We start from the raw sequence: 16,016 nt of genomic DNA, 5'->3' as shown, positions 1-16,016 counted from the left end.
TACTGGACACGCCTGCGCAAGCGCGACAAAGCACCCGTGACGTTGCGCGCATGATGGCTCCCGGATAGATGGGAGAACCACATGTTCACGCGCACACACGAAACGCAGTCGACAACGAACCTCGCCAGCACGAGCAATCAGGCCACCACCCCCAAAGAGGAAAAGAAAGAGAGTGCTGCGCAGCCCTCGGTGTCGTCGAAGATCGCAGCGTTCGAAGCACTGAAGCAGCCGCCGACGCGCTCGCCGGCAGCCGTCACGCCGCACACGCCATCGGCCAGCTTCGCGCTCACGTCCGGCGCGAGCAACAAACAGCCGCTGGGACAATCCACGGCCACGAGCGCGAAGGCCGGGCCGCCGCCAATCAAACCGAAGCCGCAGGGACTGACCGTGAAGACATCGAGTCTGGCCGGCCACTCCGGCAATGCTCGAACATCCAGCACGAACGAGGGCGAGGCGCCGGCGCGCAACGAAGAAGAATCGAACGCGACGGTGAGCGGTCCCTCCGTGTCGAATCGCAACGACCCGCCGGCCTCTTTCCGCCTGGCCAAAGCATCTACTGCAAACGTGCAATCCGCCTCGACGTCCAGTTCGAGCACCTCAGCGCCTAGCGAGGTCTCCAGCGTCGCGCCCACGCACGCGATTGGACCGACCTCGGCCACGAGCAACGTCGGCGCGGCCGCAAACGTCGCCTCCGCTCACCACGACGACCAGACGCCCGCGGAAATACAGCACGCCTTCAAGACAAGCGGCCTGTTGATCCGTACGCTGCAAATGAAGAACGCGCACCACGAGTTCCACAACTGCAACGTCTCGATCGACGCTGCCCGCGAACAGGCAAAAACAGGCGGACACGGCGGCCTGCGCAAATGGTCATTGGCCCACGCGGAACTCGAGCCGCAGTACTACAAGATGGGCGCTAACGTGTCCACCATGGCCCGTCCGTGTGCGGTTCTCGCGATGCCCGACCTGGTCGGCAATCACGTGGTCGGCGTGTATGACAAAGACCATTCCTCGGGCGGCATCACAGATACGATGAAACCCCTCACGCCGGACGACAGGAAGAAGCAGATAGGCGGCCTTCTCGGCACGCTGAAATCCAATCAGGCGCAGCACGGCTCGCTGGAAAATTCGGAGATTCAGACGGTCGGCATCGCGCCGGGCAGTATCGCCGCCTTGATGTTCGATCCCATGTCGGGGCAGGCAGGCAGGACGACATGGCAGAACAGCAAGCCGAAGTTCGAAGAGATGCTGTCAAAAGCGGGACCGGAATTTCACGGCCGCAACTTCCCTGTCTTCACCTTTGCCAGCAAGGGCGGCCGGACGGAGTTGACGCATATCGACACGCTGAGAGCGTCACCTCCACCGGCGGCGAGCGGGCCTTCGACAGACTAACAAGCGAATCGGCGCGTTCGCGCCGGCCGCCTCATCTTTCCTGCGGCACCCGCACCCAGCCTTCCATCAGCACCCGCGCGCTGCGGCTCATGATGGCCTTCGTCACGGTCCACTCGCCGCCGCTTTCGCTCGCCTCGGCGCCGACCCGCAGCGTTCCCGAAGGATGTCCGAAGCGCACCGACTCCTTCGCGCCGCCGCCCGCCGCGAGATTCACGAGGGTCCCCGAAATCGCCGCCGCCGTGCCGATCGCGACCGCCGCCGTGCCCATCATCGCGTGATGCAGCTTGCCCATCGACATTGCCCGCACCAGCAGATCGACGTCGCCCGCGCCGATGCGCTTGCCGCTCGACGCCACGTAGTCAGCCGGCTTCGCGACGAACGCGACCTTCGGCGTATGCTGGCGCGTCGCGATCTCGTCGAGATGCTTGATCAGCCCCATGCGCAGCGCGCCGTGCGCGCGGATCGTCTCGAACATCGCGAGCGCCTTGTCGTCGCTATTGATCGCGTCCTGCAACTCCGTGCCCTTGTAGCCAATCGACTCGGCGTCGACGAAGATGGTCGGAATGCCCGCGTTGATCATCGTCGCCTTCAGCGTGCCGACGCCGGGCACTTCCAGATCGTCCACCAGGTTGCCAGTCGGGAACATCGAGCCGCCCGCGCCCTCTTCTTCCGCTGCGGGGTCCATGAATTCGAGCTGCACTTCCGCCGCCGGGAACGTCACGCCGTCGAGTTCGAAGTCGCCGGTTTCCTGCACGGCGCCATCGGTCATCGGCACGTGTCCGATGATCGTCTTGCCGATGTTCGCCTGCCAGATGCGCACGGTCGCCACGCCGTCACGCGGAATCCGGCTCGGATCGACAAGCCCCGCGCTGATCGCGAACGGCCCGACGGCGGCCGAGAGATTGCCGCAATTGCCGGTCCAGTCGACGAAGGCCTTATCGATCGACACCTGGCCGAACAGATAATCCACATCGTGATCGGGCCGGCTGCTTTTGGCGATGATCACCGTCTTGCTGGTGCTCGACGTCGCGCCGCCCATGCCGTCGATCTGCTTGCCATACGGATCGGGGCTGCCGATCACGCGCATCAGCAGCGCGTCGCGTGCGGCGCCGGGCACCTGGGCCGCTTCGGGCAAGTCTTGCAGGCGGAAGAACACGCCTTTGCTGGTGCCGCCACGCATGTAGGTGGCCGGAATCTTGATCTGGGGTTGGTGGGCCATGAAAGTCCTGTCCTGATGAGAGCGGGTGTCACGGCCTATAGCGCCATATCACCCGTCCCGCGTTAAAACGTTCGTCGCATCGAGCGAAGCGATCTAAAAACCAGCCAGCCTCAAGCCGCCTTCTTCGACGACTCGAGAAAGTCCTGCGCAAAGCGTTGCAGCACACCGCCGGCTTCGTAGATGGAAACCTCTTCGGCGGTATCGAGCCGGCACGTCACCGGCACCTCGACCCGCTCGCCGTTCTTGCGCTGGATCACCAGTGTGAGGTCCGCGCGCGGCTTGCGCTCGCCGACCACGTCGAAGGTTTCCGTGCCGTCGATTGCCAGCGTGAGCCGGTTCACACCCGGCTTGAACTCCAGCGGCAGCACGCCCATGCCTACCAGATTCGTGCGGTGAATCCGCTCGAACCCTTCGGCGACGATCGCTTCCGCGCCGGCAAGACGCACGCCCTTCGCCGCCCAGTCACGCGACGAACCCTGCCCATAGTCGGCGCCGGCAATCACGATCAGCGGCTGCTTGCGCTCCATGTAGGTTTCGATGGCTTCCCACATGCGCGTGACCTTGCCTTCGGGCTCGATACGCGCCAGCGAACCCGCCTTCACCTTGCCGTCTTCGAGCACCATCTCGTTCTTCAGCGTCGGGTTCGCAAAGGTGGCGCGCTGCGCTGTCAGGTGATCGCCACGGTGCGTCGCGTAGGAATTGAAGTCCTCTTCCGGCAAGCCCATCTTCGCCAGATATTCGCCCGAGGCGCTGTCCGCCAGAATCGCGTTGGACGGCGACAGGTGATCGGTCGTGATGTTGTCGCCGAGCACGGCGAGCGGACGCATGCCCTTGAGCGAGCGCTCGCCCGCGAGCGCACCTTCCCAATACGGCGGACGGCGAATGTACGTGCTCATCGGGCGCCAGTCGTAGAGCGGATTGGCTTTCTCGCCCGTGTCGACAGAAACTGCGAACATCGGCTCGTACACCTTGCGGAATTGCTCCGGCTTCACGCTCGACGCGACGATCGCATCGATCTCCGCATCCGAAGGCCAGATGTCTTTCAGCGTGACCGCATGGCCGTCGGCATCGATACCGAGCACGTCCTTCTCGATGTCGAAACGGATCGTGCCCGCAATCGCATACGCCACCACCAGCGGCGGCGACGCGAGGAAAGCCTGCTTCGCGTACGGATGGATACGGCCGTCGAAGTTGCGGTTGCCCGACAGCACGGCGGTCGCATACAGATCACGCTCCACGATCTCTTTCTGGATCACCGGATCCAGCGCACCAGACATGCCGTTACACGACGTGCACGCATACGCGACCACGCCGAAGCCCAGTTGCTCCAGCTCGGGCAGCAGCCCGGCTTCTTCGAGATACAACGTAACCGCCTTCGAGCCCGGCGCGAGCGAGGTCTTCGCCCACGGCTTGCGAGTCAGTCCGCGCCGGTTCGCGTTACGCGCGAGCAAACCCGCGGCGATCATGTTGCGCGGATTGTTGGTGTTCGTGCAGCTCGTGATCGCGGCGATGATCACCGCGCCATCCGGCATCAGGCCCGGCTCGTTCTCCACCTTGCCGCTGATGCCGCGCGCCGCCAGTTCCGACACCGGCAACCGGCGATGCGGGTTCGACGGACCGGCGAGCGTGCGCACCACCGTCGACAGATCGAACTTCAGCACGCGTTCGTATTCGGCCTGCGCGAGGCTGTCGGCCCACAGGCCGGTTTCCTTCGCGTAGGTTTCCACCAGCTTGACGAGTTCGTCGTCGCGGCCGGTGAGCTTCAGATACTTGATGGTCTGTTCGTCGATGTAGAACATCGCGGCCGTGGCGCCGAATTCGGGCGCCATGTTGGCGATGGTCGCGCGGTCGCCGAGCGTCAGCTTGGCCGTGCCCGCGCCGAAAAACTCGAGGTACGCGCCGACCACTTTTTCCTTGCGCAGGAATTCGGTCAGCGAGAGCACGACGTCGGTCGCCGTGATGCCTTCAGCCGGCTTGCCCGTCAGTTCCACGCCGACGATATCCGGCAGGCGCATATACGACGCGCGGCCCAGCATCACGCTTTCCGCTTCGAGCCCGCCCACGCCGATCGCGATCACGCCGAGCGCGTCCACCATCGGCGTATGCGAGTCGGTGCCGACCAGCGTATCGGGAAACGCGACGCCGTCTTTCACCTGCACGACCGGGCTCATGCGCTCCAGGTTGATCTGGTGCAGGATGCCGTTGCCCGGCGGAATCACGTCGACGTTCTTGAACGCGCGCTTGGCCCAGTTGATGAAGTCGAAGCGGTCTTCGTTACGGCGGTCTTCGATCGCGCGGTTCTTCGCAAACGCGTCCGGATCGAAACCACCGCACTCGACGGCGAGCGAATGGTCCACCACGAGTTGTGTCGGCACCACCGGATTGACCATCGCCGGATCGCCGCCTTGCGCGGCAATCGCGTCGCGCAGGCCAGCAAGGTCGACCAGAGCGGTCTGGCCGAGAATGTCATGACACACCACGCGCGCCGGGAACCACGGAAAATCCAGTTCGCGCTTGCGTTCGATGATCTGCCTGAGCGACGCGTTCAACGTGACCGGATCGCAACGGCGCACGAGGTTTTCGGCCAGCACGCGCGACGTGTACGGCAGTTTGTCGTAAGCGCCGGGCTGGATCGCGTCGACCGCGGCGCGCGTGTCGAAGAAATCGAGCTGGGTGCCGGGAAGGCGTTTGCGGTTTGCAGTATTCATGGCGTAGGGGACAAAACAGTAATGATCCGGGGACGATGGCGGCGGCCGATCACGTCGGCGGCCCCTTTTTTAATCGCGTCTCCCTGGCGGGCCAGTCAGGCAGTACGTGTAGTTTAGCTTGCGGCGGCGTGCCGGTCGGGTTTGCGCGCGGCCACGTGAATGCGCCGCAAAAAACGGCCTCGGCCCGGGGTTTCAGCGAGCCAAGGCCCAACTTCATTGCGCCGCGCTCTTAAGACGCAATGGAGGAGAAACGCTTGCATTCGCGCGGCTACGCGCTCACGCACCCGACTTCGATAAAAGGCACCCTCAAACGCGCTTCGCGAGCGGCACGAACGGCAGGTCGTCAGGTCCGGTGTAATTCGCGCTCGGACGGATGATCTTGTTGTCGACGCGCTGCTCGATGATGTGCGCGCTCCAGCCGGCCGTGCGCGAGATCACGAAGAGCGGCGTGAACATGGCCGTGGGCACGCCCATCATGTGATACGAGACCGCGCTGAACCAGTCCAGATTCGGGAACATCTTCTTTGCGTCCCACATCACCGACTCCAGCCGCTCGGCGATATTGAACAGCTTGCTGTTGCCCGCTTCCTTCGAGAGCTTCTTCGCGATTTCCTTGATGACCTTGTTGCGCGGGTCGGAGATCGTGTACACCGGGTGGCCGAAACCGATCACCACTTCCTTGTTCTCGACGCGCTTTCTGATGTCCGCTTCGGCTTCATCCGGCGTCTGGTAGCGCGACTGGATCTCGAATGCGACTTCGTTGGCGCCGCCGTGCTTCGGCCCGCGCAGCGCGCCGATCGCGCCGGTGATCGCCGAATAGATGTCCGATCCCGTGCCCGCGATCACGCGGCCGGTGAACGTCGATGCGTTGAATTCATGCTCGGCGTACAGGTTCAGCGACACGTGCATCGCGTCGACCCACGCCTTCGACGGCTCCACGCCGTGCAGCAGATGCAGGAAGTGGCCGCCGATCGAATCGTCGTCGGTTTCCACTTCGATGCGCTTGCCGTTGTGCGAATAGTGATACCAGTAGAGCAGCATCGAGCCGAGCGAGGCCATCAGCTTGTCGGCGATGTCGCGCGCGCCCGGCAGGTTGTGATCGTCCTTCTCCGGCAGCACGGTGCCGAGCACCGACACGCCGGTGCGCATCACGTCCATCGGATGGGCGGCGGCCGGAATCCATTCGAGCGCGGCCTTGACGTTGGCGGGCAGGCCGCGCAGCGCTTTCAGTTTCGTCTTGTAGGCGGTCAGTTCGGCCTGGGTCGGCAGCTTTTCGTGCACGAGCAGGTACGCGATCTCTTCGAATTCACAGGCGCTGGCGATATCGAGAATGTCGTAGCCGCGGTAGTGCAGGTCGTTGCCGGTCTTGCCGACCGTGCAGAGCGCCGTGTTGCCGGCCGTCACGCCGGACAGGGCGACGGATTTCTTCGGTTTGAATGCGCCTGCGTTCGGCGTGCTGTTGTCTGCTTCGCTCATGGGTTCGTCTCCTGATGCATGGGGGGATGCTTTGACCGCAGCCTTAAGAGCAAAGAATGGGCCAGCCGCTCCGACGCATGCTAAGTGCCTGATTTCACAAAAGACGGACGTCCACGATGGTTTGCATTTCGTTTCATAACTGAAATGCGAATTTCAAATTGGAAATGGATGCGCGCATAATAGGCGGACGTTCTCACCCCGCCGCGAGCCGCCCAGCCTTGAGCACACCTCTTTTCGAACCGGCCCAGCGCCCCCGCATCTGGGCGGTCAGTATCAGCCGCCTGCGCGATCTGTTTTTCGACATCGCCGGCGAATATGTCGAACGCGCGGACCTGCGTATCGTCGCGCACGGCTTCGAAGACGCCGTGCGCGAAGTCGACGCCGCAGGCGCGGGCCGTCCGGATGTGGTGATTGCCGGCGGCTCGAACGGCGCGTATCTGAAGACGCGCGTATCCGTGCCGGTCGTGCTGATCGGCCCGACCGGCTTCGACGTGATGCATGCGCTCGCGCGAGCGCGCCGCGACGGCGCGAAGGTCGCGCTCGTCACACACGGCAATACGCCTGACGAAGTGCGGCGTTTCGCGACTTCCTACGCACTCGACGTCACGTTCGCTTCCTATCAATCGGCGCAGGACGCGGAGAGCGTCGTGCTCGATCTGCGCGATCGCGGCATCGACGTGGTGGTCGGCCCAGGACTCGTGACCGATCTCGCCGCGAATGCCGGCATGGGGGCGGTATTTTTGTATTCGCGCGCGTCGGTGCGCGCGGCCTTCGACACCGCGCTCGAAGTCGCCCAGGCCACGCGCCGCGAAACGATCCGGCGTCAACGGCTCGACAATCTGCTGCAGCATCTGCGCGACGGCGTCGTCGCGCTCGACGCGCAAGGCCGCGTCGAAGCGATGAACCAGCGCCTCGCCGGCGTGCTCGGCCTCGACGCGGCGAATGCCGTGGGCCGCGTGCTGCTCGAACTCGCGCCCGATCTCGCCGGCAGCCTGCCGGACGCGGACGGCGACACGTTATGCACGGTACGTGGCGTGAGCTATGTCGTGCATCGCGGGCCGCTTGCCAGCAGCAGCGCGGCGGCGGGCACCGTGCTGACGTTTCAGGAATCGCGGGCGGTCGAACGGCTCGACCGGACGCTGCGTTCACGCCAGCGCGTGCAGCAGTTCAGCGCGCGTTACCGGCTCGACGATATCGTCGGCGCGTCCGAATCGATCGAACGGGTGCGCGCGCTCGTGCGGCGTTATGCCCGATCGGACGCCACCGTGCTGATTCTCGGCGAAAGCGGCACGGGTAAAGAGATGGTCGCGCAGAGCATGCATCAGTTGAGCGCGCGGCGCGACTTCGCGTTCGTCGCGATCAATTGCGGCGCGTTTCCCGAGGCGCTGCTGGAGAGCGAACTGTTCGGCTACGAGGAAGGCGCGTTCACCGGCGCGCGCAAGGGCGGCAAGGCGGGGCTGATCGAAGTGGCGCACCGCGGCACATTGTTTCTCGATGAAATCGGCGAGATGCCGCTGTCGTTGCAAAGCCGGCTCCTGCGCGTGTTGCAAGAGCGCGAAGTCGTGCGGCTCGGTTCGACGGAGCCGACGCGGGTCGATATCCGCGTAGTCGCGGCGACGCATCGCGCGTTGACCGAGGGCATCGAAGCGGGCAGCTTTCGCGCCGACCTCTACTACCGGCTCAACATTTTGAGCATCGCGCTGCCGCCGCTGCGCGAGCGGCCGACCGACCTGCTGCCGCTCGCCGTCGAACTGCTATTGCAAGCCGCGGCGCGCGAACCGAGGCTCGCGGCGCGCCTGCCGGACGCGGCCGCCGCCGAACGCCTGCTCGCCGCGCTCGACGAGCCATTCAAGCGTTACGCGTGGCCTGGCAACGTGCGCGAATTGCAGAACGTGATCGAACGGATCGCGGTCGAACTCGCCGACGTGGACGTAGACGCACTGCCCGAAGACGCCACCGAACCCGTTCTCACACGCGACATGTTGCGCACGGTCGCGCCTGAAATCGTCGAGCCGCACGCGCGTGCGAAGAAGTCAGCCTTAACCCTGCGCGAACGCAGCCGTCACGTGGAAGCCGACGAAATCCGCACCGCGCTTGCCGCGCACGACGGCGATCGCGACGCGGTCTGCGAGGCGCTCGGCATCAGCAAGACGACGTTATGGCGGAAGCTGAACGCGACGCCGTAGGCGCACCACTCAAGCCGATCGAACCACTCGCGCCGCCATGCCGCGCCGCATTGGCTGCGGCACGCGCGATGAACATGCTGGGCGTCATGCCGCAGCATCGCTTGAAATGGCGGCCGAAATGGCTTTGATCGAAGAAGCCCACCTCCGTCGCGACGACCGATCCCGGCACGCCTTCGAGCAACAGCGTCTGCGCGCGCTGAATCCGCAGGCCGCACAGATAGCGATACGGCGACGATCCGTATTGCTGCCGGAACACCGTGGCGAAGCGCGACACGCTGAGCGCGGACAGCGCGGCGAGTTGGGCGAGCGTCACCGGTTCGTCGAAATGGGCTTCGATGAAGGCGCGGGCGGCATTGAGGCTGATTGACTGTTTCATGACGTCACGATGCTCGAGCGGGCCGCCGGTTGTGTCGTGAAACGCCGGATGGAAAACGCGTCGAGAGGAATCGCCGTGCTGCCCGTGTCGACGAGCTCCGCCAGCGTCTCGCCGACGCCCGGCCCGATCTGAAAACCCGACCCGCTGAAGCCGAACGCGTAGAACAAACCGTCGACCTGGCCGCTCGGACCGATCACCGGCTCGCTGTCGGGCAAATAGCTTTCCACGCCGCTCCACACGCGAATCACATGCAGCGGCGCCAACGCGGGCACGAGCCGGCGCATCTGCGCCATTTGCCGCACGGTGTTGACCGGCAGCACCGAGGCGCGGCTCGTCACGGCGTCGGCGGGACCGGCCGGACCGCCGCCGACGATGATGTTGCCGCGCGGAATCTGGCGAAAGTAAATGCTCTCTTCCTTGATCGACGTGAACACGCCCATCGACGACTTGAACACGTAGGGCACCGGTTCGGTCACGCACATTTGCGGCCCGCGCGCGGTCAGCGGCACGTGTTCGCCGAACTGTTCGGTCAGCCGGCTCGCCCACGCGCCCGCGCAGATCACGAGTTGTGCCGCCCAGTACACGTCGCCACGCGCGCTTTCCACGCGAAACCGGCTGCCGTCTTTTTCGACGCGCACGATCTCCGCGTCTTCGATCACCTGCGCGCCGAGCCGCGCCGCCGCGCGGCCGAACGCGGGCGCGGCGAGGCGCGGATTGGCGTGGCCGTCGAGCGGCGAGATCGAAGCCGCCAGCACTTCGCGGCCGAGAAACGGAAAACGCCTGAACATGGCTTCGCCATGCAACACTTCGAGTTCGAGACCGTAGGCGCGCGCGTCGATGGCGTACTGATCGAAATTCTCGACGTCCTTCTGGTGGTAGCACACGCGCGTGTGACCCGACGGCAGAAACTCGATGTCCTCGCCGAGCAGTTCCGTCGAGCGTTGCCACGTGCGCAGCGCGCGGTTGGCCATCGCCAGTTGCGGCAGCGCGCGGCCCTGACGGCGGATGCCGCCGAAGTTCACGCCGCTCGCCTGCTGGCCGGTGAGTCCGCGTTCGAGCAGAATCACCGAGCGGTTGCGCCGGCGCAGGAAGAACGCCGTCGTCGTTCCCATGATGCCGCCGCCGATCACGATCACATCGGCTTCGTTGCGGGTCGTCGCGCTCATTTGCTCACCTCGTCGCTCACCTCTTCGGTCAGCGCCACGGGCAGCGGTTTGACCGGCGCCTGGCCGCGCAGCCGTCCCACTGAAGACAGCGGCACACATGCGGCCGCCGCGATGATCTCCGCGCCCGCGTGGCCGCAATAGCGTCCCTGGCAACGGCCCATGCCGACGCGCGAAAACGCCTTCGCGCGATTGGCCTCTTTAGCGCCGGTCGCCTGCACCACGCGGCGCAATTCCCCGGCCGTGATCGCTTCGCATCGGCAAACTATCGTTTCGTCCGGCAGCGACGCAGCGAATTTCGCCGGCCACGGAAACGCTTCACGCAAGCCCGCGGCAAATCGTGAGAAGCGCGCGAGTTCGGCGCGCAAGCGCTCCACGCCATTGACCGGCAGGCCGTGATCCTGCAAGGCGGCCAGCGCCGCGAGACGGCCGGAGCGCTCCGCCGCGTCGGCGCCGCGCACGCGTGCGCCGTCGCCCGCCAGATAGACGCCTTTGATGCTGCTGCGGCCGTCGGCGTCGATTTGCGGCAGCCACTGCCGAGCGTTTTCGTCGAACAGGAAGTGGCAACCGGCGAGATCGGCGAGTTGCGTCTCGGGCCGCAAGTGATAACCGAGCGCGACGGCATCGCACTTGAGTTCGAGGCGCTGGCCGCCGGGTAGCGCGACTTCAACCGCGTTCACGCCGTCTTGCGGCGAGCCTTTGATTTCGAGCGGCTCTACGCCGCGATGAACCGGCACGCGCGCGTCGGCCAGCACACGCGTCAACGCAATGCCTTTTCTGAGCGCGGCGGGAATCGCCAGCAGGCGCGGCAGCGCGGCCACGCGCTGCATGAACGTCGAAGTGTCGAGCACCGCGGCAACCTGCGCGCCCGCCTTCACGTATTGCGCGGCCACGAGATACAGCAGCGGACCGCTGCCCATCATGACGATGCGCGAGCCGATCGCGCAGCCTTGCGATTTCAGCGCGACCTGCGCGCCGCCCAGGCTATAAGTGCCCGCGTGGTGCCAGCCCTTGACCGGCATCAGCCGGTCCGTCGCGCCGCTGCAGACGATCAGCGCGTCGAACGCGAGCGTGTGATAGCGCGTGCCGCTCACCAGATGCACGGTATTCGGCGAGATATTCCAGACCAGCGTCTCCGGCAGATAGTCGATGCGGCTCTTCAACGCATCGAAGCTCTGATGCAGCGCCGCGGCACGCTCGGCCTCGGTGCCATAAAGCGTCTCGTAGCTGCGCGAAAACCCTTCCGGCTGACGTCGATAAATCTGCCCGCCGTCACGCCGCCCTTCGTCGACCACGACAGGCCGCAGCCCCATTTCGACCAGCGCCTGCGCCGCGCGCACGCCCGCCGGCCCGGCCCCGATGATGACTACGCGCGGGGCCATACGCCCTCCCCGGCTTCCGCCAGCTTCGTAACGATCGACATGCCCGGCACGGCCGGCGTGCTGCACGCGCGCACGCGCTCGCCTTGCGCGGTCCACACCCAGCAGTCCTGGCAGGCGCCCATCAGACAGAAACCGGCGCGCCGGCCGTCGCCGAATTCGGAATCGCGCAAGGTGGCCGTGCCGGTGAGCAACGCGACCATCAGCGTGTCCCCTTCGGCGGCCTCGCGCACGATGCCGTCCACGGTGATCGGAAAGGTCTTGCGGCCCGTTTCCGCAAGGCGCACGAATCGTCCGCTCATGCCGGGGTCGCCTCCACGGTCTGCAAACGGTTCAGTTCGGCGACCGGATGGTGGCACAGAATCTCCGCGCCGGAAGGCAGCTTCTTCAACGAGGGCGGCGTCATGTTGCACTTGCCGTCGATACGCACCGGACAACGCGCGCGGAACGAGCACAACTCGGCAACGTCGGCACTCTCGCCCATCGCCGGCAAGGCAGTCGCGACGATGTCACGGCGCGCGTCGAGCCAGCCGGGTTTCAATGCCGGCACCGAATCCACCAGCAAGCCCGTGTACGGGTGATACGGCGGCGCCGCGAGCACCTCGCGCTGGCCCGCTTCCACACGATGCCCCGCATACAGCACGATCACTTCGTCGCAGATCGCGCGCACCGTCGAAATATCGTGGCTGATGAACATGTACGACACGCCGAGTTCGCGCCGCAATTCGGCGAGCAGATCGAGGATCGCCGCGCCGACCACCGTGTCGAGCGCGGAGGTCACTTCGTCGCACAGAATCAAGGCGGGATCCGCGGCGAGCGCACGCGCCAGATTCACGCGCTGCTTCTGGCCGCCCGACAGTCCGGCCGGCGTGCGCGTGGCGATGCCGGCCGGCAGCTTCACCAGATCGAGCAGTTCCAGCATGCGCTTCTTCGCTGCCGAGCCGCGCAGATGGTGATAGAACGCGAGCGGCCGGCCGAGGATATCGGCGATCGAATGGCTCGGGTTGAGCGCCGTGTCGGCGTTCTGAAACACGATCTGAATCTGCCGATACTGCTCCGGCGTGCGGCGCGAGATTTGCGCCGGCAGCGGTTCGCCGTTGAACAGCACCTCGCCGCGCGCCCGGTCGACGAGACCCGCCACCACGCGCGCGAGTGTCGTCTTGCCGGAGCCGGATTCGCCGATCACGCCGAGCGTGCTGCCGCGCGGAATCGACAGACTGACGTCGTCCAGCACACGCACGGCGGGCGCGCCGTGGCGGTCGATGCGGCCATAGCCCGCGGACAGTCCGCGAATCTCCAGCAGCGGCGGCACATGTTTGCCCAGGTTCGGCGGCAACGTCAGCACGGCTTCAGGACGACGCGTGGCCGCCAGCAACTGACGCGTGTACGCATCCACCGGCGCGTCGAGCACTTGCGCGACCGCGCCGTTCTCCTTCACCGCGCCGCCGTTCAACACGACGATGCGGTCCGCCATCTGCGCAACCACCGCCAGATCGTGCGACACGTACACGGCCGTAGTGCCGAGTTCGCGAATCACCTTCTTGAAGGCCGCGAGCACTTCGATCTGCGTGGTGACGTCGAGCGCGGTGGTCGGCTCGTCGAACACCACGACGGCCGGATCGGTGATCAAGGCCATCGCCGCCATCAAACGCTGCAACTGGCCGCCGGACACCTGATGCGGATAGCGCTCGCCGATCGTTTCCGGCGCGGGCAGCGCGAGCGAGCGGAACAGCCCGATCGCCTTGGCGCGCGCCGCCTCTTTCGTCATGAGGTGATGCAGCAGCGCCGGTTCGGTGACCTGATCCATGATCGTACGCGCCGGATTGAAGCCGGCCGACGCGCTCTGCGCGACGTACGCCACGGTACGCGCGCGCAACGCGCGGCGGCCCTTCGCATCGAGCGACAACACCTCGAGCTCGCCGATGCGCACCGATCCGCCGCTGATCGCGCAGCCCGCACGCGCATAGCCGAGCAGCGACAGTGCGATGGTGGTCTTGCCCGAACCGGACTCGCCGATCAGTGCGAGCACTTCGCCCTTCTTCACTGAAAAGTCGACACCCTTGACGATCTCCGTCACCGGCCCCGGCGCGGCCCCCGCGACGACTCTCAGGCCCTTCACTTCGATCATGTCGCGATCAGCCATCACGCACCTCCGTGGCTACGGCTGCGACGCCGCAGGTTGTCGATCAGCAGATTCATGCCGATGGTCAGCGTCGCGATCGCGACGGCCGGCATCAGCACGGCGGGCGCGCCTTCCGACAGGCCGCCGATGTTCTCGCGCACGAGCGAACCCCAATCGGCGTTCGGCGGCTGCACGCCGAGACCGAGGAAGCTCAGCCCGCTCAGCAGCAGCACGATGAACACGAAGCGCAGACCGAAATCGGCGAGCATCGGATGAATCATGTTGGGCAGCACCTCGACCCGCGCGATATAGAAAATGCCTTCGCCGCGCGCTCTCGCCACCTGCACGTATTCGAGGCCCATCACGTTCACCGCGAGCGAGCGCGAAATGCGGAACGCGCCGGGAATGTAGGCCACCGCGGCCACCGTCATCAGCATCGGGATCGACGAACCGAACGCGGCGATCACGACGAGCGCGAACACCTTGCTCGGAATCGAAATGAGCGCGTCGAACAGACGGCTCAGGATTTCATCGACCCAGCGGCCCGACACCGCCGCGAGCAGCCCGAAGAACGTGCCGATCACGCTGGCGAGCACCGCCGCGGCAAGCGCGAGGCCGACCGTGTAGCGCGCGCCGTAGAGAATCCGGCTGAGCATGTCGCGGCCGAGATAGTCGGTGCCGAGCGGATAGGCCGCGCTGTAGCGGCCGAAAATTTCCGTCGAGGTCAGCGCGCCGCCTTTGTATGGCGCGACCAGCGGTCCGATGAACGCGACCAGCAGCCAGAACGCCACCATCAGCAGACCGATCAGGCCGAGTATGGAGAAGCGGTGCACGAGGCGTTTGAGCACGCCGTGTTTCAGCGCCTGCGCTTCAACAGGAGCCGGTTCGACGACCACTTCGTCACGGCGCACGTCGTACAGCTCCGTGCCGGCGTGAGGCACGTGGTGGGGATTGGTAGGTTGGCTCATCATCGACGCAGCCTCGGGTTGGATATGATTTGACACAGGTCGGCGATCAGCACGAGCGCGAGATACGCCGCGCAGAACACCATCACGCAGCCCTGCACGAGCGGCATGTCACGGTTGGTCACCGCGTCCACCATCAGGCTCGCGAGACCGGGATAGTTGAAGATCGACTCGACGATCACTACGCCGCCGAACAGATACGACAGGCTCAGCGCCACGGCGTTGGCAATCGGGCCGATGGTGTTCGGCAACACATGCCGCCACACCACGCGCACAGGCGAGGCGCCCTTGAGCAAGGCCATTTCCACATACGACGAATTGAGCTGATCGAGCACCGCGGCGCGCGTCATGCGCGCCATCTGCGCGACCAGCACGCAGCACAGCGTCATCACCGGCATCGCGTAGATGCGCAGCAGCGCGCCGAACGAATGCACCTCCGACAGATACGACAGCGCCGGCAGCCAGCGCAGCTTGACGGCAAAGATCAGCACGGCGATCGTCGCGATCAGGAATTCCGGCACGGCCACCGTGGAGAGGGTCAGCACGTTGAGCGTGCGATCGAGCAGCGAGCCGCGGAACATCGCCGACGAAATACCGATCAACAGCGCCACCGGCACCGAAACCAGCGCCGTCAGACCGGCCAGCACCAGCGAATTCGGCAGGCGCGTCGCGATCAGTTGACTGACGGGGAGATTGTTCGATAGTGACGTGCCGAAGTTGCCGCTCACCACGTGAAGCAGCCACACGAAGTAGCGTTGCAGCGCGGGCTGGTCGAGGCCGAACTGATGCCGCAAGGCGGCCACGGCTTCGGGCGTCGCCGCCTGGCCGAGCGCCTGCTGGGCCGCGTCGCCGGGAAGCAGCCCGGTGATGGCGAACACGACCGCCGACACCAGCAGCAGCGTGAGCAGCGCGAGGCCGAGGCGTGCGGCGATGAGACGTTGCGCATGTGCTTTCATCGTGAGTCTCCTCTGTCGACCAGAGTTAGCGCTTTTGCGCTTACTCTGGTCCCATGCAACGTAGTTGCAGTTAA

At 65.5% G+C, this 16,016-nt stretch carries 12 protein-coding genes; 2 read left to right on the top strand and 10 right to left on the bottom strand.

The genetic code is table 11. From position 1 onward, the window contains the following. Positions 1–81 precede the first annotated feature (81 nt). Positions 82–1,392 carry a hypothetical protein gene (locus B0G74_RS37905; protein ID WP_132381932.1) on the top strand — a complete coding sequence of 437 codons (1,311 nt, stop codon included), beginning with the start codon at positions 82–84 and terminating at the stop codon, positions 1,390–1,392. A gap of 31 nt (positions 1,393–1,423) precedes the next feature. Here the strand turns inward: B0G74_RS37905 and prpF are convergent, their stop codons facing one another. The 3 genes from prpF to prpC all read right to left on the bottom strand — a co-directional run bounded on the left by prpF (position 1,424) and on the right by prpC (position 6,795). Beyond that, positions 1,424–2,611 (bottom strand): 2-methylaconitate cis-trans isomerase PrpF, encoded by a 1,188-nt coding sequence (gene prpF, locus B0G74_RS37900; RefSeq protein WP_132381930.1) that lies wholly within the window; start codon positions 2,609–2,611, stop codon positions 1,424–1,426. Positions 2,612–2,721: 110 nt separating this feature from the next. Beyond that, on the bottom strand, positions 2,722–5,319 hold the full coding sequence (gene acnD / locus B0G74_RS37895; protein WP_132381928.1) for a Fe/S-dependent 2-methylisocitrate dehydratase AcnD: 2,598 nt from the start codon (positions 5,317–5,319) through the stop codon (positions 2,722–2,724). Positions 5,320–5,625: 306 nt separating this feature from the next. Further along, positions 5,626–6,795, bottom strand: coding sequence for a 2-methylcitrate synthase (prpC, locus tag B0G74_RS37890; RefSeq protein WP_132381926.1), 1,170 nt, complete (start codon positions 6,793–6,795; stop codon positions 5,626–5,628). Between the two features lie 218 nt (positions 6,796–7,013). Between prpC and prpR the strand changes: the two genes are divergently transcribed. Then, positions 7,014–8,981, top strand: coding sequence for a propionate catabolism operon regulatory protein PrpR (gene prpR, locus B0G74_RS37885; protein ID WP_132381924.1), 1,968 nt, complete (start codon positions 7,014–7,016; stop codon positions 8,979–8,981). On the opposite strand, the gene B0G74_RS37880 is transcribed toward prpR, so the two are convergent. The 7 genes from B0G74_RS37880 to B0G74_RS37850 are packed head-to-tail and all read right to left on the bottom strand — an operon-like array spanning position 8,938 to position 15,942. After that, positions 8,938–9,357, bottom strand: coding sequence for an AraC family transcriptional regulator (locus B0G74_RS37880; RefSeq protein WP_132381922.1), 420 nt, complete (start codon positions 9,355–9,357; stop codon positions 8,938–8,940). The genes prpR and B0G74_RS37880 overlap by 44 nt on opposite strands. Then, entirely contained in the window at positions 9,354–10,523 is a 1,170-nt protein-coding gene (locus B0G74_RS37875) for an FAD-binding oxidoreductase (RefSeq protein ID WP_132381920.1), read from the bottom strand. The genes B0G74_RS37880 and B0G74_RS37875 overlap by 4 nt, the downstream gene beginning before the upstream one ends. Beyond that, the gene (locus tag B0G74_RS37870) at positions 10,520–11,902 is read right to left on the bottom strand and encodes an FAD/NAD(P)-binding oxidoreductase (protein WP_132381918.1); all 1,383 of its coding nucleotides are present in this window, start codon (positions 11,900–11,902) and stop codon (positions 10,520–10,522) included. The genes B0G74_RS37875 and B0G74_RS37870 overlap by 4 nt, the downstream gene beginning before the upstream one ends. Further along, entirely contained in the window at positions 11,887–12,201 is a 315-nt protein-coding gene (locus tag B0G74_RS37865; RefSeq protein WP_132381916.1) for a (2Fe-2S)-binding protein, read from the bottom strand. The genes B0G74_RS37870 and B0G74_RS37865 overlap by 16 nt, the downstream gene beginning before the upstream one ends. Further along, a complete protein-coding gene (locus B0G74_RS37860) occupies positions 12,198–14,042 on the bottom strand; it encodes an ABC transporter ATP-binding protein (protein ID WP_132381914.1) in 1,845 nt (614 codons plus the stop codon). Before B0G74_RS37860 ends, B0G74_RS37865 begins: the two co-directional genes overlap by 4 nt. Next, positions 14,042–14,992: an ABC transporter permease gene (locus B0G74_RS37855; RefSeq protein ID WP_132381912.1), complete on the bottom strand. Its 951-nt coding sequence runs from the start codon at positions 14,990–14,992 to the stop codon at positions 14,042–14,044. The genes B0G74_RS37860 and B0G74_RS37855 overlap by 1 nt, the downstream gene beginning before the upstream one ends. Next, the gene (locus B0G74_RS37850; RefSeq protein ID WP_132381910.1) at positions 14,989–15,942 is read right to left on the bottom strand and encodes an ABC transporter permease; all 954 of its coding nucleotides are present in this window, start codon (positions 15,940–15,942) and stop codon (positions 14,989–14,991) included. The genes B0G74_RS37855 and B0G74_RS37850 overlap by 4 nt, the downstream gene beginning before the upstream one ends. Positions 15,943–16,016 lie beyond the last annotated feature (74 nt).

It is taken from the genome of Paraburkholderia sp. BL9I2N2 (assembly GCF_004339745.1).
Classification (GTDB): Bacteria; Pseudomonadota; Gammaproteobacteria; order Burkholderiales; family Burkholderiaceae; genus Paraburkholderia.
The sequence above is the reverse complement of the archived record's forward strand: the minus strand, read 5'-3'. Positions and strand labels throughout refer to the sequence as shown.

Coding starts and splice junctions, on each gene's coding strand:
- B0G74_RS37905 (WP_132381932.1), top strand. CDS start 82: ATGTTCACGCGCACACACGAAACGCAGTCGACAACGAACCTCGCCAGC.
- prpF (WP_132381930.1), bottom strand. CDS start 2,611: ATGGCCCACCAACCCCAGATCAAGATTCCGGCCACCTACATGCGTGGC.
- acnD (WP_132381928.1), bottom strand. CDS start 5,319: ATGAATACTGCAAACCGCAAACGCCTTCCCGGCACCCAGCTCGATTTC.
- prpC (WP_132381926.1), bottom strand. CDS start 6,795: ATGAGCGAAGCAGACAACAGCACGCCGAACGCAGGCGCATTCAAACCG.
- B0G74_RS37880 (WP_132381922.1), bottom strand. CDS start 9,357: ATGAAACAGTCAATCAGCCTCAATGCCGCCCGCGCCTTCATCGAAGCC.
- B0G74_RS37875 (WP_132381920.1), bottom strand. CDS start 10,523: ATGAGCGCGACGACCCGCAACGAAGCCGATGTGATCGTGATCGGCGGC.
- B0G74_RS37870 (WP_132381918.1), bottom strand. CDS start 11,902: ATGGCCCCGCGCGTAGTCATCATCGGGGCCGGGCCGGCGGGCGTGCGC.
- B0G74_RS37865 (WP_132381916.1), bottom strand. CDS start 12,201: ATGAGCGGACGATTCGTGCGCCTTGCGGAAACGGGCCGCAAGACCTTT.
- B0G74_RS37860 (WP_132381914.1), bottom strand. CDS start 14,042: ATGGCTGATCGCGACATGATCGAAGTGAAGGGCCTGAGAGTCGTCGCG.
- B0G74_RS37855 (WP_132381912.1), bottom strand. CDS start 14,992: ATGATGAGCCAACCTACCAATCCCCACCACGTGCCTCACGCCGGCACG.
- B0G74_RS37850 (WP_132381910.1), bottom strand. CDS start 15,942: ATGAAAGCACATGCGCAACGTCTCATCGCCGCACGCCTCGGCCTCGCG.